The sequence below is a fragment of the Streptomyces sp. H27-H5 genome (genome assembly GCF_026627505.1).
Lineage (GTDB): Bacteria > Actinomycetota > Actinomycetes > Streptomycetales > Streptomycetaceae > Streptomyces.
Genome location: NZ_JAPNLK010000031.1, coordinates 56,788 through 77,063 on the forward strand (window position 1 = coordinate 56,788; position 20,276 = coordinate 77,063).

The following is a 20,276-nucleotide window of genomic DNA, read 5'->3' on the forward strand; positions in this document are numbered from 1 at the left end:
GTGGTCGAGTCGGCGTCGCGGCCGGTCGAGCCGATGTACCGCATCCTGCTCGTCGAGGACGACGAGGCGGACGCCCTCCTGGTGGAGGAGCTGCTCCACGACACCGGGCTGCGCTTCGAGCTGACGGCGGCCAGGAGCCTGGCCGATGCCCGTGTCGCGCTCGCCGATCGCCGGGTCGACTGCGTCCTCCTCGACCTGCACCTGCCGGACCTCTCGGGTACGGACGGTGTCGTCACCGTCCGCGAACTGGCCCCGCACACCGCGGTGATCGTGCTGACCGGCCTGTCCGAGCAGCGGGCCGGCTCCGACGCCATGGCCGCCGGCGCCCAGGACTACCTGGTGAAGGGCAAGGTCGAGGCGGATCTCCTGGGCCGTACGGTGCGCTACGCGGTCTACCGCAGCGAGACGGAACGCGCGAGCGCCGAGGCCCAGGCCACCCGGCTGCGGGCGGAGGAGAACGCCCGTCTGGAACGCGGGTTGTTACCCCGGCCGATCCTCGACACCAGTACCGTCACCGTGACGACCCGCTACCTGCCCGGACGGGAACAGGCGCTGCTCGGCGGGGACTTCCTCGACGTCGTCGAAGGCGACGACGGGCTGCTCCACACCGTGGTCGGCGACGTCAGCGGACACGGACCCGACGCGGCGGCCCTCGGCGTCTGCCTGCGCATCGCCTGGCGGTCCCTGATCCTCGGCGGACACCGCGGCCCCGACCTGCTGCGTCTGTTGGAGCGGATCCTGGTCGCCGAACGCGGCCTGCCGACGATGTTCGCCACCTGCGCCCTGCTCACGCTCGACCAGACGGCGGGTACCGCGACCGTGTACCTGGCCGGTCACGACGCTCCCCTGCTCACCGTCGCCGGGCGGACCCGCGAGACGACCGCAGAACACGGGATCGCGCTCGGCATCACCCCCCACCTGGGCTCGTGGCCGGCCACCGTGATCCCGCTCCCGCCCTCAGGGGCCCTGACGCTCTACACCGACGGCCTGACCGAGGGGCACAACGGCACGGCGGACGGCGAGCGGCTGGGCGTCGAAGGACTGCTCGCCCTCATCGGGAAGCTGCCCCCGGCCGACCCCGGGGCCCACGTCGACCTGCTCGTCAAGGAGACCCGCGCCCTGAACGCGGGACGTCACACCGACGACCTCGCCGTCCTGCGCCTGGACTGGCACGGCGCGGGGGTCATCCCAGCCTGAGCGTCGCGGTGATGTGTTTGCCGGCGGCGTGGGGCGTGACGGTGACGCGGTCCGCGAGGGTACGGACGAGGGGCCAGCCGTAGCCGCCGATCCGGCGGCCGGCCGGGGGGCTGGTCTGAGTGACCGGGGGAACGGGGCTGCGGTCCGCGACCGAGACGCGCAGGTCGCCGTCGCGGACGTCGGCGTGAAAGCCGGTCAGTCCCCCGCCGTGGCGTATCGCGTTGGTGACGAGTTCGGACGTGACCATCAGCGCGTCCGTCACGACGGGGGCGTCCGACGGGAGACCGGATTTCTCCAGGAGGACCGCCACGATCTCCCGGGCCTCGGCCACCGTCGCGGGCAACGCGGGACCGGCGCCCGCGGAGACGTCCGTCGGTACCTGCTCACGGGCCGGCGGGCCGCCGTCCCCTGGTACCTGTGTCATGTCTCCCTCGCCTGTCGCGGCCGCACCGATCCTGGTGATACTCGCACAGCGCTCGGACACGCGGCCCGCGGGGAGGTGCCGCACCGCCGCCGCGTGGGCGAGGAGAGCCCCCGCGCTCCCGCGGATCCGGCGTACTCCCGGGCGGCCCCGGCGCCTTGGTCCACGCCGTACGCGCCTCATGCGCGGTCCAGCGGCGCGCGCAGGGCGCTGCGTCCCCCGTCCCACGCCTCGCGCAGGTGGTCGGCGAGGCGGTCCTCCAGCAGGACGGTCGCCGCGCACCCGAACGCGACGTCCGCCTCCAGGTCCGGCTCGTCGGCGAGGAGGCCGCCGATCACGTCTCGGCGTACGACCTGCTCGTGGACGGCGTCGGCCTCGACGTGCTCGGCGTAGAAGTGTTCGGCCGCCGGGCCGGCCCCGCAGCGGCGCATCGCCTTGGCCAGTCGCCTCGATCCGGGCGAGGAGGTGACCTCGACGCACGCGAAATGGCCGACGAGCGCGCCGCGCGAGGCCCGGTGCAGTCCGAAGAGGGACATCAGGTTCACGGTCGCGAGCAAGGGTGCGGGGGCGTGGTCCAGGTAGTGGCCGTAGGCGGGGTCCAGTGCGAGGTCGCGCATCAGGTCCGCGAAGAGCCGGGCGTGGATCCGGTCGGCGCGGCCGGCGCCGAACTCGTCGTACTCGATGGCGACCATGGCGGCCTTGGCCCGCCCGGACAGCCTGGGGATCACCCAGACGTGGGGGTCCGCCTCCTTCAGGTGGTACAGGGAGCGCAGGGCCGCGTACTCGCGCAGCTGCCAGAGCTCGCCCTCGGTTTCGAGGCGGTGGCTGAGGCTGTCGGAGAGGTCCACGGGCTCCAGGAGGAGCGGGGCGAAGGCCTCATCGACGGATCGGGGGGCCTCGGACAGCTCGGTGCGCAGGGCGTGCAGGAAGCGGGCCTCCATGGCCGCGCGCAGCCTGAGCAGGTCCGGGTCCCATTCGCGGGTGTCGTCGACGTCGTCGAAGCCGCGGTAGTGCAGTTCGTACAGGAGATAGAGGGCCAGCTGGAGGTCCTCGCCCCACGGGTCGGCCTTCAGGACGGTCCCGGGGGCGTAGACGGGGGCCTGTCCCGATCGCAGGGCCTGCGTCACGGACCGGGACAGCTCGCCGCGTCCTTCGACGAGGCGGGGGCCCGCGGCGGTCGCCGTCGCGCTCGGAGCGGGAGGGGGCATCACGGGGTCCTGTCCTCGGGGGGCGCGGCGGGTCGCTCGCGGCGGCGGTGGCTCGTGTCGCACCAGGGTTGGGTGCGGCTGCGGCGGCAGGTGCACACCGCGACCATGAAGCGGTCGGACCGGGCGATCGTCCCGTCGTCCAGGACGATCTCGACCGGGCCCTCGATCAGGACGGGGCCCTGGGGGTCCACCTGCACCCGACGGGGGTGCGCGTCCGCGCCGGCCTGGCGCGGGTCACCGTCCGTACTGGTCACCGCGTACCTCCGGGGTCGAGTGGGGCCGCGACGGTGGTGTCGTCGACGACAGGGTGCGACTGCCCAGGGGCGGGCGCCCTATCCGTGATTCCCTCGGTCTTCGGAGGATGCGACGAAGATCGATCCCCGATGGCCGGGGTCCTGTGTGGGCACGGCTCGCGCGGTGCTCCGGCGGTCCGGGTGCCCGAGCGGCCCCGGTGTGGAGCACACGGGGGCCGGGGCGGGACGTCGGGGTGGGGCTCTTTAGCCGGCGAGCATTCCGGTGCGCAGGCGGGTGAGGGTGCGGGTCAGGAGGCGGGAGACCTGCATCTGGGAGATGCCGAGTTCGGCGCCGATCTCGGCCTGGGTCTTCTCCTGCCCGAACCGCATCGACAGGATCTGCCGATCCCGCGGCGCCAGGTCCTTCAGGAGCGGAGCCAACGTGTGGAAGTCCTCGAACAGCTCCATCGCGGGATCCACGTCACCCACGGTGTCGGCCAACGAACGCGGCTGCGCGGACGGCCGGCTCCCCGAGGACGTCGACTCGTCGATCGACCCGCTCGTGTAACCGTTGGCCGCCACCATGCCCTCGACGACCTGCTCCTCCGACAACTCCAGATGCTCGGCCAGCTCCCGAACCGTCGGCGCCCGACCGAACACCTCCGTCAACGCCTCCTGGCTCTTGGCCAGCTCCGTCCGCAGCTCCTGCAACCGACGCGGCACATGCACCGCCCACGTCGTGTCACGGAAGAACCGCTTGATCTCCCCAGTGATGAACGGCAACGCCAACGTGGAGAACTCCACCTCACGCTCCGGATCGAACCGGTCGATCGCCTTGATCAGACCGATCGTCCCGACCTGGATGATGTCGTCCAACTCGATCCCACCACCCCCGGTGGCACGCCCCCGAAAACGCCGGGCCGCGAAGTTCACCAACGAGATGTTCATCTCGATCAACGTGTTCCGCGCGTACTGGTACTCGCGCGTCCCCTCCTCCAACGACCGCAACCGCACCAGGAACAGACGCGACAACTCCCGCGCGTCCGAAGGCGCCACCGCACGCGCGTCATCGATCCGCGGCAACACCGACGAACCGGAACCCTCGACCACCGACCCGACAGGCGGCACGACCTGCACATCGAGAGCGGGGCTGACAACTGCGGCGGCGTGGGACATGGAACCGTTCCTCCCCTGGACGGATGACTTGCTTCCGCCCTCGTGCCCTCGATTTCAGTTCGTACACCCGTCTTCGGGCCCGTTCCACCTCCAGTCGGTGATCTCCGCCGGGTCCACGCCGGTGCGGCGCAGTTCCGCTCGGATCCGGTCGCGTTCGGCGGCGTGGCGGGCGGCCAGTGCCGGTGCCTGCGGGTGGCGCCGTTCGAGGTGGTGCAGTGCGGCGATGGCCAGGTCGTGGCGGGACGTGCCGTTGGCGGCGAGGAGGTCGTAGGGGGTGCTGGTGGTTCCCTCCTCCACGTAGCCGCGGACGTGGAAGCGGTCGGGGTGCGGGCGTCCGTGCAGGAGCTGGTGCACGGCCGAGGGGTAGCCGTGGAAGTCGAGCACGACGGGGGTGTCCGTGCCGAAGAGGGCGCGGAAGCGGTCGTCCGGCATGCCGTTGGGGTGACGGTCGGCGGGGGCGAGGGCGCACAGGTCCACGATGTTGACGACGCGGATCAGGGCGTCGGGCAGGTCGTCGCGCAGCAGGGAGACGGCGGCCAGGGTCTCGACGGTGGGGATGCCGCCCGCGCAGGCGAGGACCAGTTCGGGTTCGCCTCCCCCGCCGTGGGAGGCCCAGTCCCACGTGGACGCTCCGGCGGCGCAGTGCGCGCGTGCCTCGTCCAGTCCCAGCCATTGGGCGGCCTCGTGTTTGCCCGACACCACGACGTTGACCTTTCCGGTCTCGTCGAGGAGGCGCTCCATGGTGACCAGGAGGGTGTTGGCGTCGGGGGGCAGGTAGACGCCGGTCACCTCGTTCTTCTGGGTGAGCAGATTGTTGATGAAGCCGAATCCCTGGTGGCTGTAGCCGTTGTGTTCCTGGCGCCATCCCTCGCTGGTCAGGAGGTAGGTGAGGCTGCTGACCGGGGAGCGCCAGGGCACCTCGCGGGAGGTCTTGAGCCATTTGGCGTACTGGTTGAGCATGCTGTCCACGATGGAGGCGAAGGCCTCGTAGGTGGGGAACAGGCCGTGCCCGCCGGTCAGGAGGTAGCCCTGGAGCCAGCCCTGGCAGTTGTGCTCGGACAGGGTCTCCATGACGCGGCCGTCCCGGGCCAGGTGTTCGGCGTACTCGTCGACCGGCCGGGTGAGGGCGCGGTCGGTGGCCTCCAGGACCGCGTCCAGTTTGTTCGAGGCGAGTTCGTCGGGCGAGACGACACGGAAGTCGCGGCGCTCGGACGTGCGGCGGAAGATCTCCGTGAGCCAGTCGGCGAGGACCTTGTTCGCACTGGCGGCGGTGCGGCCCGGCCCGCCCTTCAGGGCGACGGCGTAGGGGGCGAGCGCGGGCAGGTCGAGCGGCCTGCGCAGTCGGCCTCCGTCCGCCGCGGCCTGCATGCCGATGCGCCGGTCCCCGTCGGGGCAGGACGCGGTCACCTCGGGTACGGGCCGGCCCTGCGCGTCGAAGAGTTCCTCGGGCCGGTAGGAGCGCAGCCACGCTTCGAGGGCGCGCAGTTGTTCCGGATCTTCGTGGGCATCGGGGAGGGGCACCTGATGGGCGTGGAACGTCCCCTCGATGCGGACGCCCTCCACCTCGGCCGGAGCGCCCTGGCCCTTGAGGCTGCGCAGGACGATCATCGGCCATCGGGGGCGGGGTTCGGGCGACGTGCCGGAGCGGGCCCGGCCCTGGATGGCGGTGATGCTGGTGTGGGCGTCGGCGACCGCTTCCACCAGGGCCCGGCCGTCGGGGTCGGAGGTGACGTCGACGATCCGGGGGTCCCAGCCGTATCCGCGGAAGAGGTCGGTGAGTTCTCCGTCGGTCATCGTGGCGAAGAGGGTGGGAGAGGAGATCTTGTACCCGTTGAGGTGCAGGAACGGCAGCACGGCGCCGCTGGTGGCCGGGTCGAGGTACTTGGACGAGTGCCACGCGCCCGCGGTCGGGCCGGTCTCGGCCTCGCCGTCGCCGACGATGCAGGCGACCAGTCGGCCGGGGGCGTCCAGGGCCGCGCCGAAGGCGGTCGCCAGGGCGTATCCCAGCTCCCCGCCCTCGTGGAGCGTGCCCGGTACGGCCGGGGAGAGGTGGCTGGGGAAGCCGTCGGGCGCGCAGTAGCGGCGGCTGAGTTCGCGCAGCCCGTCGGCGTCGCGGCTCAGCGCCGGGTCGTACGCGGCGTGTGTCGCCTCCAGCCACAGGTTCGCGTGGACGGCGGGGGCGCCGTGTCCGGGGCCCGTGACGAGCAGGACGTCGGCGTCCCGTTGCCTGATCAGCCGGTTCAGGGCGCCGTAGACGAGGGTGATGCCGGGGCAGGTACCCCAGTGGCCGAGGAGCCGGGGCTTGAGGTGCTCGGGTCGCAGCGGCTCTCCGAGCAGGACGTTGTCCTGGAGGTGGATCAGGGCCGCGGCCACGTAGTCGGCAGCCCGCCGATAGGCCCCCAGGCCCTGGTCGGCGGATTCCGCAACCGTCGTCTCGTGTGTCATCGGACCACTCCCCTCGCTACGGGACGCCTTCGGCATCACGTCCCGCGCATGCCCCCGCGGCGCGGTACACAACGCCCCTGCGGGGTCGTGTTCGCGGTGCGGGGTGGAGTGGCCCGTCCGGGCCGGCGGGTCCCGCGGGCGCGCGCCGGGTGTGTCCGGCGGCGGGCGGACGGGGGCCCACGGGGCTCACGGCCGTCTGGCCGGCCGGCGCAGGACCCGCATGCTGCGGCCGGTGAGGACCGTCTTGGCCGTCGCCTTGAGCTCGGTCTCGTCCGGTGTGTCGTCGCCGTCGAGGGCGGTGTCGAGGGCGACCGTCCAGGCCTCGCCGTAGGCGGCGGGCGGAAGACGGAAGGTGGTGTCCTCGGCGGCGGCGTTGTACATGAGCAGCAGCGAGTCCGGGCGCGGGGCGTGCTCGTCGCGGTCCGCCGCGAGGAGGTCCCCGCAGAGGTAGACGGTGATGCCGCGGTTGTCGGGCCGGTCCCAGTCCTCCTGCGTCATGCAGTCCCCGTCGGGCCCGAGCCACACGATGTCGGCCGCCGGCGCGGTCGCGTCCGTGGGCGCTCCCTGCGGGAAGCGGCGCCTGCGCAGGACGGGCTGCTCACGGCGCAGGGCGAGGGCCCTTCGGGTGAACGCGAGCAGCTCGGCGTTGGCGTCGTCGAGCTCCCAGTCGATCCAGGACAGCTCGTTGTCCTGGCAGTAGACGTTGTTGTTGCCGTGCTGCGTCCGGCCCAGTTCGTCACCGTGGGAGATCATGGGCACGCCCAGGGAGAGGCAGAGGGTGGCCAGCATGTTGCGCTGCTGCCGCGCCCGCAGGCGCAGGACGTCCGCGTCGTCGACGGGGCCTTCCGCGCCGCAGTTCCAGGACCGGTTGTCGGCCTCGCCGTCGCGGCCTTCCTCCCCGTTGGCCTCGTTGTGGCGGTCGTTGTACGACACCAGGTCCCGCAGGGTGAAGCCGTCGTGCGCGGTGATGAAGTTGATGCCCGCGCGGGGGCGGCGTTGATCGGACTGGTAGAGGTCGGCGGAGCCGGCGATGCGGGCGCCGAACTCCGGCAGGGCGGATTCGTCCCCGCGCCAGAAGGAGCGGACGGCGTCGCGGTAGCGGCCGTTCCATTCGCTCCACAGGGCGGGGAAGTTTCCGACCTGGTAGCCGCCTTCCCCGATGTCCCAGGGCTCGGCGATCAGTTTGACGCGGCTGATGACCGGATCCTGATGGACTATGTCGAAGAACGCGGAGAGCTTGTCGACGTCGTGGAACTGGCGCGCCAGGGTGGCGGCGAGGTCGAACCTGAATCCGTCCACGTGCATCTCGGTGACCCAGTACCTCAGCGAGTCCATGATCAGCTGGAGGACGGCCGGGTGCCTCATCAGGAGGCTGTTGCCGGTGCCGGTGGTGTCGAAGTAGTGGGCGGGGCTGTCGTCGACCAGACGGTAGTAGGAGGGGTTGTCGATGCCCCGGAAGGAGAGGGTGGGCCCTTGGTCGTTGCCCTCGGCGGTGTGGTTGTAGACCACGTCGAGGATGACTTCGATGCCCTCCCGGTGCAGGGCCTTGACCATGGACTTGAACTCGGTGACCTGCCCGCCGAGGCTGCCTCCGGAGGCGTAGGCGTGGTGCGGGGCGAAGTAGCCGATGGTGTTGTAGCCCCAGTAGTTCGAAAGGCCCTGGTCGGTGAGGAAGCCGTCCTGGGTGAACTGGTGCACGGGCATCAGTTCGAGTGCCGTCACGCCGAGTTCCTTCAGGTGTCGGACGACGGCCGGGTGCGCGACGCCGGCGTAGGTGCCGCGCAGTTCCTCGGGCACGTCGGGGTTGCGGCAGGTCAGCCCCTTGACGTGGGCCTCGTAGATGACCGAGTCGTGGAACGCGTGGCCGGGCGGCTGGTCGCCCTCCCAGTCGAACTCTCCGCCGGTCACGACGCCGAGCGGTACGTGGCCCCGGCTGTCACGGTCGTCCGGGAGGCCCGGGTCCTCGGCCTGGTGTCCGCTCAGGGAGGGGTCCCCGTCGATCTGGCCGTCGACGGCCTTGGCGTAGGGGTCGAGCAACAGCTTGGCCGGGTTGCAGCGCAGTCCCTCGTCCGGACTCCAGGGACCGTGGACGCGGTAGCCGTACCGCTGCCCGGGGCCGACCCCGGCGACCCGGCCGTGCCACACGCCGCCGTCCACCTCCGGCAGGGTGATCCGGTGCTCGCCGCCGGCGTCGTCGATCAGGCACAGTTCCACCGTTTCGGCGCAGTCGGAGAACAGGGCGAAGTTCGTCCCCGAGCCGTCGTGGGTCGCGCCGAGGGGGTAAGGACGTCCAGCGGAGATATCCATGCAGGAAGATAAACACGCAAACGGGCGTCGCGCGTGTCAGCGCCGGTGATCGTGGCCCGTGATGGCGTATACCCCTCGTGACCGTGCGACGCACGACGGGGCGGGGGCGGCAGCCGTTCGGCTGTCGCCCCCGCCCGGGGTGTGCGCGCGTCCGTCAGACGCGGTGCGGCCCGTCGTAATAGCCGCCCACCTGACGGTGATAGTCCGCGTCACCGAGGTGCTTGTCCTTGTCGAACTCCGGAGCGTTCTTGATCTGCTCCTTGGTCCGATCGACATGGATCTTCTTGTCGTCCGCGTCGATCCGACTGACCGTCCCCGCCGGCAGGAGGACTTCCTTGCCGAAGATCCACGGACCGGTGTCGACCACGATGTACGCGGAACCCACCTCGTCGGAGTGCTTGTCGACCTTGCCGATGGAGCCGTCCGTCGCCTCGACCTTGTAGCCCGTCAGGTCCGCACCGGCCAGACGACCGGACGTCTCGCGGTAACCCCACACATTCTCAGTCATACGAAGAACTCCCTCACTCGAAATCAACGGAGGCTTTCTCCCGGCACATTCACCACCGGAGAGGCGCCGTTCCGCCACAACGCCGCCTGCCCCCGACCACCCCGCCCACACACCCCAAACACCCTTTTTCTCGATCGACCCCGAAAGAGCAGGCCACACCCCGAACACAAAGGCGGACCCGGACACGACTGTGGGGCCCGCCCCCGAAAGGACGGACCCCACAACACGTTCACCACAGACGGAACACCCGTCTACCAGCGGTACCAGCGGCCGCTCCCACCCTTCGGACGGGCAACGAACCCGACAAGCCACAACACCAGCACCGCGATCGCGACCCACCAAAGGATCTTCACCGCGAAACCGGCACCGAAAAGAATCAAAGCGAGCAGAAGAACAAGAAGCAGGGGAACCATGATTATCAACCTCCGAACAACCGAATGCCCCCACACCCCCGAGCCATGCACACCGGATTTACTTGTTTCTTATCGACGCAGGCGGGCAGCCGGATGAGCCGCGTCGGTCCGACGGGTGGGCGCCGGGCAGCAGCCAGGCACAGGAAGGTGAGGAAGTGTGAGCCCTTCCGTTCGCGCCGGACGTTCAAGCGGCAGGTAGCCGAAGAGTCCCACCACCGTGCGGTCGAGCCGCGAACGACGGCGATAGGCGATAACGGGGCAACCAGCTCCCGGAGCGCATCAGGGACCAGACGCTTCGACAGATCAGCACTCACGACCGGCATCACGCCGCTCGAGCATCACGTCACGTCGTGGGACAGCCTTCCAGGCCTGGTTGGTGCGGTCGTCCTGGCGGCCTGCTCGATCTTCGCGAAGGAGGCTGCACGGGCCTCCTCGTCGATCGGCTGCTCGTTCTCGGCGCGCACCCCGGTCCGGCCGTCGACGCCCTCGCGCTGGATGTCGGCATGCCCGGCATGCCGGATGGTCTCGCCGCGGACATGGACCTGCTGCAAGGAGCTCAGGAACCCGTCCACGTGAGACAACCTCCAAGCCCGATGGGCACGGTCCGATAGTCATGCGCGGGCGGGGTAAGCGCGTGGAGCGGCAACCACACAGAGGTCATCGCAGAGCGAATCACAGAACGGAGAGTGTCATGCAGAGTCTGGTCACGCCCGAGGGTCATACCGGCCGTTCGGCGCAGCACACCTGCCGGCCCCTCCGCCCCGACCAGGCACGCGACGCCGCCACGAAGTTCCTCACCGCTCTCGATCCGCCGCCGCCCGAGAGCACCGTCCAGAACGTGCTCCTCCTCGTCTCCGAGCTCGTCACGAACGCGCTTCGGCACGCCGGCGCGGTGACCTCGTTGAAGCTGCGCGCCGACCACGCCCGCATCCAGGTGACCGTCGAGGATCCCAGTCCTGCCCAGCCCCGGGGCCGCACCCCTGACTGGACAGGTTGTACGGGCGGCTTCGGCTGGCCCATGATCCAGCGTCTCGCCCAGAGCCTCACGATCGTCCCGGCGCTCCCCGGCACGGGCAAAGCGATCATCGCCGCTCTTCCCCGCTGAGCCCGGCCGCCCTGCTGGAGGCTCATCCGCTTGGCGCCCCATCGAACTGCGCGCCCGGCCCGGGGACGCGACACGCCACTCAGCGGCCCTGACACAGCCACCCCGATCAGGCAAGCAATCATCGGTACGCACTCACAACTTTTCTACTTTGGTCAGGTTAGGTTTTCCTTCGGCGGAAGGTACTCTTTTTGCGAAGCCACCGAGCCGAGGGCTTCCAGGTCGCCGAGTCGAGGCCCCAGAGGGCAGCACCGAGAACCGTCGAGGAGGAGATGTGGGAGAGGCGACGTGGGTGCGCACGCTGCCCGACCTTGACGGCACTCGCGTGATCGTGTGCTCAGGCGAGTTGGACACCGCCACCGCGGAACCCCTGCGGGCGGCCCTGAAGGCTGCCGAACTCGACGGCGTCGACAAGACCGTCGTCGACCTGGCCTCGGTGACCTTCGCCGATTCCTCACTGTTGAACACGCTGGTCCAGGCGCACCGCAGGCAACGCCTCGTCGTCGTCGGCCCCTACCGCCCGCAACTTTCCAGGCTCTTCCAGGTCACCGGCACCGACATCTTCTTCGACCCGATGCGCGATTGAGCGCGCTCGAGGACGAGGTCGGAAACATGATCACGCGACGGACCACATATCTGATATTGCTGCTATAGATTTCTATACTCCTGGGCGTGAGGGAATCAGTCCAGCGAAGGGTCCGATGTCCGACGCCGACCACCGCACTGCACCCCACCCCACCCCACCTGAGAAGGGTGAATCCGGTGGCCTGGCCGGGACGGAAGAGAAGGTGTGCATGTCGCCGTACGTCGAAACCACCGGGAGCCGGCCGTGGCAGCATCCGCGACACCGACACGTCGGCGAGGGGCCCGGAACTGGGCGGCCCTCGCCGCCTTCCTCGCGGTGACCTACTGCGTCGCGGCTCTGGGCGCGCTCGCGTCCGCCGACGCGGGCGAGGTCTACAGATCTCTGGAACGGCCGGACTGGGCGCCACCCGCCTGGCTCTTCGGACCCGTCTGGACCGTCCTGTACGCCGCGATGGCTGTTGCGGCCTGGCTGGTGTGGCGCCATCCGGACCGGTCCCGCGCGCGGACCGCCCTCGTCTGGTGGTCCGCGCAACTGCTCCTGAACCTGGCCTGGACACCCTTGTTCTTCGGCGCGCGCCAGTACGGACTCGCGCTGCTGGACATCGGCCTGTTGCTGGCCACTCTCACCATCACCCTGGTCCGCTTCCACCGGCTGAGCCGCGCGGCGGCGCTCCTGCTGGCCCCCTACCTGCTGTGGGTGGCCTTCGCGACCGCCCTGAACGCCGCCATCTGGCATCTGAACGCCTGAGCCCGATTCCAACCCGGGGGACGACGAGCGTCACGGTCGTCGCACCAGACGACGTCCGCGAAGGTCAGGCCGGCTCAGCACTCCCTGGGGCGACCGGATCCTGGGTGGGACACATCCCTCGGAGGCGAGGCTTACGTGGGCGCGGGTTGCGGGTGTGCGGATCTTCGGGGGGACGGTCCCGGACCTGTGAACGGGGTCCGGGACCGCAGGCTCGTCTTGACCCGCTCCTGGCCCGGTCCTGCCGGTGCTGCCAGTGCTGCCTCGGGGGCCGCGGGGGCCGCGCGGCGGGTGGCAGCCGCGCGGTCGCTGCGGCGCGTGGCGGCCGGTCAGTTGCCGGACGGGGTCCAGTCCGCGGGCAGGCCGGACTGGGCGAGGACGGTGCCGAGGCTGTAGTGGTCCTCGTCGGAGACGATCCGGCAGCGGCTCCCGTCGAGGTTGAGGAGCGTGGTCATCCGCACGGCGAAGGGCTTGGGAGCGCCCTTGAGGTGGCCGGCGTAGACGGCGTCGACCGTGATACGGCGGCCGTCGCGGTGGGCGGCGCGAACCGTGACGTGCACGTTGTCTATGAGGCTGTCGGCGCGGGCCTTCCACCCGGCAATCTCCTGACGACCGTGGAAGGCGACGCCCAGGCCCAGGTCCGTGTAGGTCCCGTCGGTGGTGAACAGGGCGCCGAGCGCCTGCGGGTCGGTGCCGTTCCAGGCGCGGGCCCAGTCCGCGACGATCTTCGGCGGCCGCGGGTCGGCACCTGCGGGGTGGTTGCCGGTGGCGTGGGCGGTGGCGGCGGTCGTGGCGCAGAGGGCCGCGGCGGTGACCAGCACGGTCATGGCACGGGAGGGGCGGGTGGTCGAGGTCATGGTGATGCTCCTTGGGGTGTGACGGGTGTGACGGGTGTGATTACGGGGCGCGCCCGGCGGTGGCCCGCCGCGGACTGCCTGCGGTCGGACCGTTCATGGCGCACAGGCTCGGGCCGGGACGTGTCCACTTTCCAGGCCCGACCGGAACGGGGAGTGTCCAACGCTGTCCGCGCGCGTTCACCCGGCCTCTCCGAAGCGTGCGGCCCGGCATGACACATGCGCGCCGGGCCACGCCCAGGGCTCCGCTTGCGCTGTTCGAGGGGAGATCACTGCCCGAACGGCCGAGGGCGGCGAGCCGTTCCCGATCGCCCGGGAGCCGCTGGGAAGGGTGGGCCGGTACCTGTGTGCGGCCAAGGACGGGAGAGATCAGTGATCTCAGCTGTGGACAAGGGGCGGGAGCGGGGGCCGCAGATCGTCAGAGGGCAGAAGGCCCTGGTGACCGGTGCGAACTCCGGCATCGGCAAGGCCACCGCGATCCGTCTGGGCCAGGCCGGCGCCGATGTCGTCGTGAACTACGTCTTCGGACCGGAAACGGCCGAGGAAGTGGTCGAGGAGATCAAGTCCTTCGGGGTGCGGGCGTACGCGCACCAGGCGGACGTCTCCCAGGAGGACCAGGTCGTCGGGATGGTCGACCGCATGGTCGAGGAGTTCGACACCATCGACATCATGGTGGCCAACGCGGGGCTGCAGCGCGATGCCCCCGTCACCGAGATGACCGTCGCGCAGTGGCAGAAGGTGCTGGACGTCAACCTCACCGGGCAGTTCCTCTGTGCCCGGGAGGCGGCCAAGGAGTTCATCCGTCGGGGCGTCGTACCGGAGGTCTCCCGGTCCGCCGGGAAGATCGTCTGCATGAGCTCGGTGCATCAGATCATCCCGTGGTCCGGCCACGTGAACTACGCCTCCTCCAAGGGCGGCGTGCTGATGCTGATGCAGACCTTGGCGCAGGAGCTCGCGCCCAGCGGGATCCGGGTCAACGCGGTCGCGCCCGGCGCGATCCGCACCCCCATCAACCGCAGTGCCTGGGACACCCCGGAGGCCGAGGCCGATCTCCTGCGGCTGGTTCCCTACCGGCGGGTGGGCGACCCCGAGGACATCGCCAACGCCGTGACCGTCCTGGTCTCCGATCTGATGGACTACGTCGTCGGCACCACCCTCTACGTCGACGGCGGAATGACGCTCTTCCCCGGCTTCGCCACCGGAGGCTGAACCGACCGTGGATGACCACGTCACGCACCGCCGGGTGGTCATCCTCGGCGGCGGCTTCGCCGGCCTGTTCGCCGTACGGGCCCTGCGCAGCGCCCCCGTGGAGGTGACCCTCGTCGACCGCTGCGCCCACCACCTCTTCCAGCCGCTCCTGTACCAGTGCGCGTCGGGCATCCTCTCCGAGGGCCAGATCGCCCAGCCCCTGCGGGCCGTCCTGCGCCGCCATCCCCGGGTCCGTTGTCTCCAGGCGTCGGCGGACGACGTGGACGTGGCCCGCCGGATCGTCCGCGCGACCCGTCCGAACGGCACCGTGCTCGAACTGCCCTACGACGATCTGATCGTGGGGATCGGGGTCCGGCAGTCCTACTTCGGGCACGACGAGTTCGCGCCGTTCGCCCCCGGGATGAAGACCCTGAAGGACGCGCTGGCCGTAAGGACCAAGATCTACCAGGCGTTCGAGATGGCCGAGGCGAGCACGGACCCGCTGGAACGCGCGCAGTGGCTCACCTTCGCCCTCGTGGGTGGCGGCCCCACCGGGGTCGAGTTGGCCGGGCAGATCCGGGAGATCGCCGGCCACACGCTTGAGCGGGAGTTCTCCACCATCGACCCCGGCCAGGCCCGGGTCCTGCTGTTCGACGGGTCGGACGGTGTGCTGGGCGCCTTCGGGCCGGTGCTGTCCCGCCGCGCCGCCCGGACCCTGGACGACCTCGGCGTCGAGGTCCACCTTCGGTCGATCGTCACCCAGGTCGACGACAGGGGCCTGACGGTGAGCCGCAAGGACGGCGGCAGCGACCGCGTGGAGGCGCGCACGGTGCTCTGGACCGCCGGGGTCGAGGCGCCACCGTTGGCGACGGCGCTGGCACGGGCGACGGGCGCCGAGCAGGACCGGGCGGGCCGCATCCGTGTGGACCCCGACCTCAGCATCGCCGGCCATCCGGAGATCCGGGTGGTGGGCGACCTGATGAGCCTGGACAAGTTGCCCGGACTCGCCGAGGTCGCGATGCAGAGCGGTGCCTACGCCGGCCGCCGGATCCGACACTCCGTCGAGGGCAGGACCCGTGAGCCCCGCCCCTTCCGGTACCTGGACCTCGGCAGTGCGGCGTACATCTCGCGGGGCAGGGCCGTCGTGAAGATGGGCCGCTTCCACGCCTCCGGGATGATCGGCTGGCTGATCTGGCTGTTCATCCACATCGTCTTCCTGACCGGCTTCCGCAGCCGGGCGGGCGCCCTGCTCAGCTGGGCCGTGGTCTTCGTCTCCGGTTCGCGTCGTGAGCGCGCCTTCACCGCGGCGGATCCGGACGTCACGGCCGCGCCTCCCCCCTCCCCGTCCAGCCCACCGGCCGACTCCTCGGTCGCCCGGAACGAGCCACGGAGACCCGTATGAGCACCACGGCACACCTCTGGGCGGATGCCCCCGCGCAACTGCTGCCCGCACGGGAGCTGATGGCTTTCACCCTGGCCTCGCACATCATCCTGGTACCCCTGGGCGTGGCACTGCCCTTCATCACCTTGGTCATGCACTACCGGGGGCTGCGCACCTCCGATCCGGTGGCGCTGCTGCTGGCCCGTCGCTGGTCCGCGGTGATGGCCGTCCAGTTCGCCATCGGCATCGTCACCGGAACCGTGCTGTCCTTCGAGTTCGGGCTGCTCTGGCCGGGCATGATGGGGCGTTGGGGCGATGTCTTCGGGCTCGGCTTCGGGATCGAGGCGTGGGCCTTCTTCCTGGAGGCGATCCTGATCGCCATCTACCTCTACGGCTGGCGCCGCCTGAAGCCGAAGACTCACTTCTGGCTGGGCGTCCCGATGCCGATCGCGGCGCTGATGGGCGCGTTCGGCATCATCGCCGCCAATTCGTGGATGAACACCCCCCAGGGCTTCACCCTCGACGCCAACGGCCGGCCCGTGAACGTCAGCGTCCAACAGGCCATCTTCACGCCGATGTTCGGGCCGCAGTACTGGCACTTCGTGGTCGCGATGTTCCTCACCGCGGGCTACGTGGTGGCCGGTGTGTACGCCGTCGGCTGGCTGCGCGGCCGTCGCGACCGCTACCACCGTCTCGGCTTCACCGTGCCGTTCACCCTCGCCACGATCCTCACCCCCGTGCAGTTCTTTCTGGGTGACAACATCGCGCGGCAGGTCTTCATCAAGCAGCCGATCAAGTTCGCCGCCGCGGAGCTGGTGTGGAAGACCGACACGCATGTGCCCGAGTACCTGTTCGGGCGGCTCCAGGAGGACGGCAGCATCAAGGGCGGGATCAAGATCCCGCAGCTGGACTCCATCCTGGCCGGGTTCAGTCCCGACACGAAGGTCACCGGCCTGAGTTCGGTACCCGCCTCCGACCGGCCCACCGCCACCCAGGCGACCATCGCGCACTGGGCGTTCGACATCATGGCGACGATCGGGAGTGTGCTGATCCTGCTGGCGCTCTGGTACGCCTGGTGCTGGTGGCGGCATCGTGACCTGCCGAAATCGCGGTGGTTCTTCCGGTGCGCGGCCGTGGCCGGCGCGGCGAGCATCGCGACCGTGGAGTGCGGCTGGATCATGACCGAGGTGGGGCGCCAGCCCTGGATCGTGTACCAGAACATGCGGGTCTCCGAGGCGGTGACCGGTACGCCCGCCTCCTCCCTGTGGATGATGTTCGGCCTCGTCGTGGTGATCTACGTTCTGATCTTCGGCGCGTTCCTCGGCGTGCTGCTCAAGATGCGCACCCGGTGGCGGCTCGCCGACGCCGGATCCGCGCGCGTGCTCTCCGACAGCCCGGAGACGGACACGCCGTACGGTCCTCGTCCGGAGACGGCCGCCGGCGCACCGGGTACCCGTCGAGACCCCGGGAGCGAACTGTGACCGCGAGCATCGTCGCCTGGATCCTGCTGCTCGTGATCGCCGCCTACGCCTGCGGCGGCGGCGTCGACTACGGCGCCGGCTTCTGGGATCTGCTGGCCGGTGGGGCCGAGCGCGGCAAACGACCCCGCTGGCTGATCGACCACGCCATGGCCCCGGTCTGGGAGGTCAACAACGTCTGGCTGATCTTCGCGTTCATCCTGATGTGGACCGGCTTCCCGGTGTTCTTCCAGACCGTGTTCACGGCGCTCTGGCTCCCCCTGGCACTCGCCGCCATCGGCTTGGTCCTGCGCGGCGCCGGGTTCGCGCTGCGCAAGCCGACCAGGGGGCTCGCCGGACGCCGGATCTACGGCGCCATGTTCGCCGTCTCTTCCCTGCTCACGCCGTTCTTCCTGGGTACGGCCATCGGCTCGGTGGCCTCCGGGCGCGTCGCTCCCGGCACCCCCGCCACGGCCCATGCCTGGGCCAACACCACCTCGATCATGGCCGGGCTCGTCGCGGTGGCATCCACCGCCTTCCTGGGGGCGGTGTTCCTCACCGTGGACGCCCGCCGCTTCGACGCCCCCGACCTGATGGGTTACTTCCGCTTCCGGGCATGGGTCAGTTGTGGCGCGCTGTTGATCATCGGCGTGCTCGGCCTGACCGTGACCGACCCCCACGCGTCGTACGTCCATCACGGACTCACCCACGGCGCCGGGCTCGCCCTCCTGCTGATCGCCGTGGTGGCTCTGGCGGTCACCGCCTGGCTGATCTCCGGCAAGGCGGCGGGATGGGCGCGGTACTCCTCGGTCGCCGTCGTGGCACTGCTCGTCGCCGCCTGGGGGTTCGCGCAGCGGCCCTACCTGGTGCCCACCTCGCTGACCGTGCAGCAGGGCGCCGGAGCGAGCGCCCCGCTCCAGTGGATGCTCATCGTCGCGCTCGTCGCCCTGGTGTTGATCGTCCCCGCGCTGGTCGTCCTGTACCGCCTCGACACCCACGGCGTGCTGGAACCGCTGACCGACGAGGACGTGGGCGAGTGACGCCCTGCCGCGTCGAGCGGCCGGCGTCGGTCCGCGTCGGCCGCGGCATCGTCCGGGTCGCGGGTTAGGCCGGCACGGCATCCCAGGAGGGCCGCTATGACATCGAGCCAGGTACTCATCGGCGTCGGGCTGATCGTGACCCTTGCCGTCGCCTGCCAACTGCTGGCGAACCTGCTGCGCGTGCCGGCGATCCTCCTGCTGCTGCCGGCCGGGTTCATCGCCGGCGTCCTGACCGACGACGTCAACCCGGAGAAGCTGCTGGGCGACGCGTTCTCCCCGCTGGTCTCGCTCGCCGTCGCGGTGATCCTCTACGACGCCGGACTCGGCCTGGACCTGCACCGTCTCAAGGGACACACCCGCACGGTCGTCGTCAGGCTCATCTGGCTCGGCGCCCTGATCACCTTCGTGTCGGCGGCGCTGCTCGCCGTCCCCATCATGAGCATGTCGCTGAACGCGGCCGTGATGCTGGGCGCGATCCTCGTGGTCAGCGGCCCGACCGTCGTCGGACCGCTGCTCAAGTTCGTCCGCCCGAGGGAACGCCTGCAACGCGTCCTCGTCTGGGAAGGCTCGCTGATCGACCCGGTCGGCGGCATCCTCGGCGCGCTCGTCTTCCACGGAGTGCTGGCCGGAGGCCAGCCCGGTCTGGCCGCCCAAACTGGGCGCGTTCGGCGTCAGCGCCGCGATCGGGCTGATCGGCGGCGCCGTCGGAGCGGCGGTGCTCTGGCTGCTGCTCCGCTGCCTCACGCTCGACGAAGTGCTCGGCACGACCACGCAGTTCGCCGCCGTGATCGCGGTGGCGGCCGGCTGCGACGCCCTGCGGGACGACACCGGCCTCATCGCCGCCGTCGTGATGGGCGTGGCCCTGGCCAATCTGCCGGGGCTGGACATGCCGGCACGCCGGCCGTTCTTCGAAACCCTGGTCTCGCTGATCATCGGGCTGCTGTTCATCGGCATCTCCGCCACCGTCACCCCGCAGTCGCTGCGCCATGTCGTGCTGCCGGCCCTCGGCCTCGCCGCTGCTCTCGTTCTCGTGGTCAGGCCCTTGGTGGCGCTGCTGTCGACCGTCCGTACCGATGTCCCCTACCGGGAGAGATGGTTCATCGGTTGGATGGCGCCCCGCGGCATCGTCGCCGCGGCCACCGCGGCCACCTTCTCCGCCGCGCTCGTACAGGCCGGTATCGAGGGCGCGGACAAGATCCTGCCGGCCACCTTCATCGTGATCGTCACCACCGTCATGCTCTACGGCCTGACCGCCGTTCCCGCCGCGCGGTTCCTCGACGTCCGCCGTTCGGCACGCTCGCGGCCCCTGCTCGTCGGCGGCGATCCCTGGGTGGTGGAACTGGGGGGCGCGCTGCGCTCGGCGGGCCTGGACGTCCTGATGTGGGCGGGCCTCGACCGCCAGCGTCAGAGCATCAAGGACGCGGGCCTGGAGCTGGCCCCCGGCGAACTCCTCGCCGCCGCCACCGGAGCCGGAGCCGAGTTGGAGGGGATCACCGATGTCCTCCTGCTCACCGACGAGGACGACTTCAACGCCCTCGCCGTCATGACCCTCAAGGAGACGGCGGAGGGCCCCGTCCACCGCCTCATGCCGCCCACCCGCAGCCACGGCGTGGTCGCCCCCTACACGGGCAGCGAGGTCCTGTTCTCCGCCGGCCTGAACCGGCCCGAACTGGCCCGTCGGTACGCGGCGGGCGCCCGCATCGTCACCCGCACGATGGTCGACGGGCTCATCCCCGCCGGGCACGACATGTTGTTCCTGGTGCGCCCGGACGGACAGCTCACCGCCGCGACCGAGTCGACGCTGCCGTCGCCCGCCGCGGGCGACGTCGCCGTCCTGCTGACGCCTTCGGCGGAGCCCCCGCCGCCCTGAGGCCGTGATCGGTCCCCCGGCCGCCGATTGGTCCACAGGAATGACGGTGGGCACGTTCCCCGGGACCTCGCGCGCCGGACCTTCCGGATCGTGCGGCCGTCACGTGGTACCAATCATCGGGACTTGTCGGCCGCCGCGTTGCAGAT

General features: G+C 70.5%; 17 protein-coding genes and 2 pseudogenes. 9 read left to right on the top strand and 10 right to left on the bottom strand.

The annotated features are described in order from the left end of the window. Positions 1-33: 33 nt before the first annotated feature. Positions 34-1,197 (top strand): PP2C family protein-serine/threonine phosphatase, encoded by a 1,164-nt coding sequence (locus OTB19_RS17500; protein ID WP_267799219.1) that lies wholly within the window; start codon positions 34-36, stop codon positions 1,195-1,197. On the opposite strand, the gene OTB19_RS17505 is transcribed toward OTB19_RS17500, so the two are convergent. The 9 genes and pseudogenes from OTB19_RS17505 to OTB19_RS17545 form a co-directional block, all read right to left on the bottom strand. Beyond that, a complete protein-coding gene (locus OTB19_RS17505; protein ID WP_267799190.1) occupies positions 1,184-1,621 on the bottom strand; it encodes an ATP-binding protein in 438 nt (145 codons plus the stop codon). The two genes, OTB19_RS17500 and OTB19_RS17505, sit on opposite strands and share 14 nt — an antisense overlap. A 176-nt stretch (positions 1,622-1,797) precedes the next feature. Next, positions 1,798-2,826 (bottom strand): iron-containing redox enzyme family protein, encoded by a 1,029-nt coding sequence (locus OTB19_RS17510; protein ID WP_267799191.1) that lies wholly within the window; start codon positions 2,824-2,826, stop codon positions 1,798-1,800. After that, the gene (locus OTB19_RS17515) at positions 2,826-3,080 is read right to left on the bottom strand and encodes a CDGSH iron-sulfur domain-containing protein (protein ID WP_267799192.1); all 255 of its coding nucleotides are present in this window, start codon (positions 3,078-3,080) and stop codon (positions 2,826-2,828) included. The genes OTB19_RS17510 and OTB19_RS17515 overlap by 1 nt, the downstream gene beginning before the upstream one ends. Before the next feature lie 243 nt (positions 3,081-3,323). Next, on the bottom strand, positions 3,324-4,235 hold the full coding sequence (locus OTB19_RS17520) for a SigB/SigF/SigG family RNA polymerase sigma factor (protein WP_267799194.1): 912 nt from the start codon (positions 4,233-4,235) through the stop codon (positions 3,324-3,326). Between the two features lie 54 nt (positions 4,236-4,289). After that, positions 4,290-6,680 (bottom strand): phosphoketolase family protein, encoded by a 2,391-nt coding sequence (locus OTB19_RS17525; protein WP_267799195.1) that lies wholly within the window; start codon positions 6,678-6,680, stop codon positions 4,290-4,292. 186 nt (positions 6,681-6,866) lie between these two features. Further along, complete coding sequence (gene glgX / locus OTB19_RS17530; protein WP_267799196.1) at positions 6,867-8,987, bottom strand: glycogen debranching protein GlgX; 2,121 nt, start codon at positions 8,985-8,987, stop codon at positions 6,867-6,869. A 154-nt stretch (positions 8,988-9,141) separates the two neighbouring features. Continuing rightward, positions 9,142-9,495 (bottom strand): PRC-barrel domain-containing protein, encoded by a 354-nt coding sequence (locus tag OTB19_RS17535; protein WP_267799197.1) that lies wholly within the window; start codon positions 9,493-9,495, stop codon positions 9,142-9,144. A 251-nt stretch (positions 9,496-9,746) separates the two neighbouring features. Further along, on the bottom strand, positions 9,747-9,908 hold the full coding sequence (locus OTB19_RS17540) for a hypothetical protein (RefSeq protein ID WP_053676175.1): 162 nt from the start codon (positions 9,906-9,908) through the stop codon (positions 9,747-9,749). A gap of 338 nt (positions 9,909-10,246) precedes the next feature. After that, a pseudogene (locus OTB19_RS17545) lies at positions 10,247-10,450 on the bottom strand (hypothetical protein); the annotation flags it as partial. A 149-nt stretch (positions 10,451-10,599) separates the two neighbouring features. On the opposite strand from OTB19_RS17545, the gene OTB19_RS17550 reads away from it, so the two are divergent. The 3 genes from OTB19_RS17550 to OTB19_RS17560 all read left to right on the top strand — a co-directional run bounded on the left by OTB19_RS17550 (position 10,600) and on the right by OTB19_RS17560 (position 12,343). Continuing rightward, the gene (locus tag OTB19_RS17550; protein WP_267799199.1) at positions 10,600-11,013 is read left to right on the top strand and encodes an ATP-binding protein; all 414 of its coding nucleotides are present in this window, start codon (positions 10,600-10,602) and stop codon (positions 11,011-11,013) included. A gap of 271 nt (positions 11,014-11,284) precedes the next feature. Beyond that, entirely contained in the window at positions 11,285-11,596 is a 312-nt protein-coding gene (locus tag OTB19_RS17555; protein WP_267799201.1) for an STAS domain-containing protein, read from the top strand. Positions 11,597-11,839: 243 nt separating this feature from the next. Next, positions 11,840-12,343: a TspO/MBR family protein gene (locus OTB19_RS17560; RefSeq protein ID WP_267799202.1), complete on the top strand. Its 504-nt coding sequence runs from the start codon at positions 11,840-11,842 to the stop codon at positions 12,341-12,343. A 326-nt stretch (positions 12,344-12,669) separates the two neighbouring features. On the opposite strand, the gene OTB19_RS17565 is transcribed toward OTB19_RS17560, so the two are convergent. Beyond that, positions 12,670-13,197 (bottom strand): nuclear transport factor 2 family protein, encoded by a 528-nt coding sequence (locus OTB19_RS17565; RefSeq protein WP_267799203.1) that lies wholly within the window; start codon positions 13,195-13,197, stop codon positions 12,670-12,672. Positions 13,198-13,566: 369 nt separating this feature from the next. Between OTB19_RS17565 and OTB19_RS17570 the strand changes: the two genes are divergently transcribed. The 5 genes and pseudogenes from OTB19_RS17570 to OTB19_RS17590 all read left to right on the top strand — a co-directional run bounded on the left by OTB19_RS17570 (position 13,567) and on the right by OTB19_RS17590 (position 20,130). Next, positions 13,567-14,403 carry an SDR family oxidoreductase gene (locus OTB19_RS17570; protein ID WP_267799204.1) on the top strand — a complete coding sequence of 279 codons (837 nt, stop codon included), beginning with the start codon at positions 13,567-13,569 and terminating at the stop codon, positions 14,401-14,403. Between the two features lie 7 nt (positions 14,404-14,410). Next, positions 14,411-15,784, top strand: a complete 1,374-nt coding sequence (locus OTB19_RS17575) for an NAD(P)/FAD-dependent oxidoreductase (RefSeq protein ID WP_267799205.1) — start codon at positions 14,411-14,413, stop codon at positions 15,782-15,784. Beyond that, positions 15,781-17,244, top strand: a complete 1,464-nt coding sequence (locus tag OTB19_RS17580; protein WP_267799207.1) for a cytochrome ubiquinol oxidase subunit I — start codon at positions 15,781-15,783, stop codon at positions 17,242-17,244. The genes OTB19_RS17575 and OTB19_RS17580 overlap by 4 nt, the downstream gene beginning before the upstream one ends. Beyond that, a complete protein-coding gene (locus OTB19_RS17585; RefSeq protein ID WP_267799208.1) occupies positions 17,241-18,260 on the top strand; it encodes a cytochrome d ubiquinol oxidase subunit II in 1,020 nt (339 codons plus the stop codon). The genes OTB19_RS17580 and OTB19_RS17585 overlap by 4 nt, the downstream gene beginning before the upstream one ends. Positions 18,261-18,356: 96 nt before the next feature. Further along, positions 18,357-20,130: pseudogene (locus tag OTB19_RS17590) on the top strand (cation:proton antiporter). Positions 20,131-20,276: the final 146 nt, after the last annotated feature.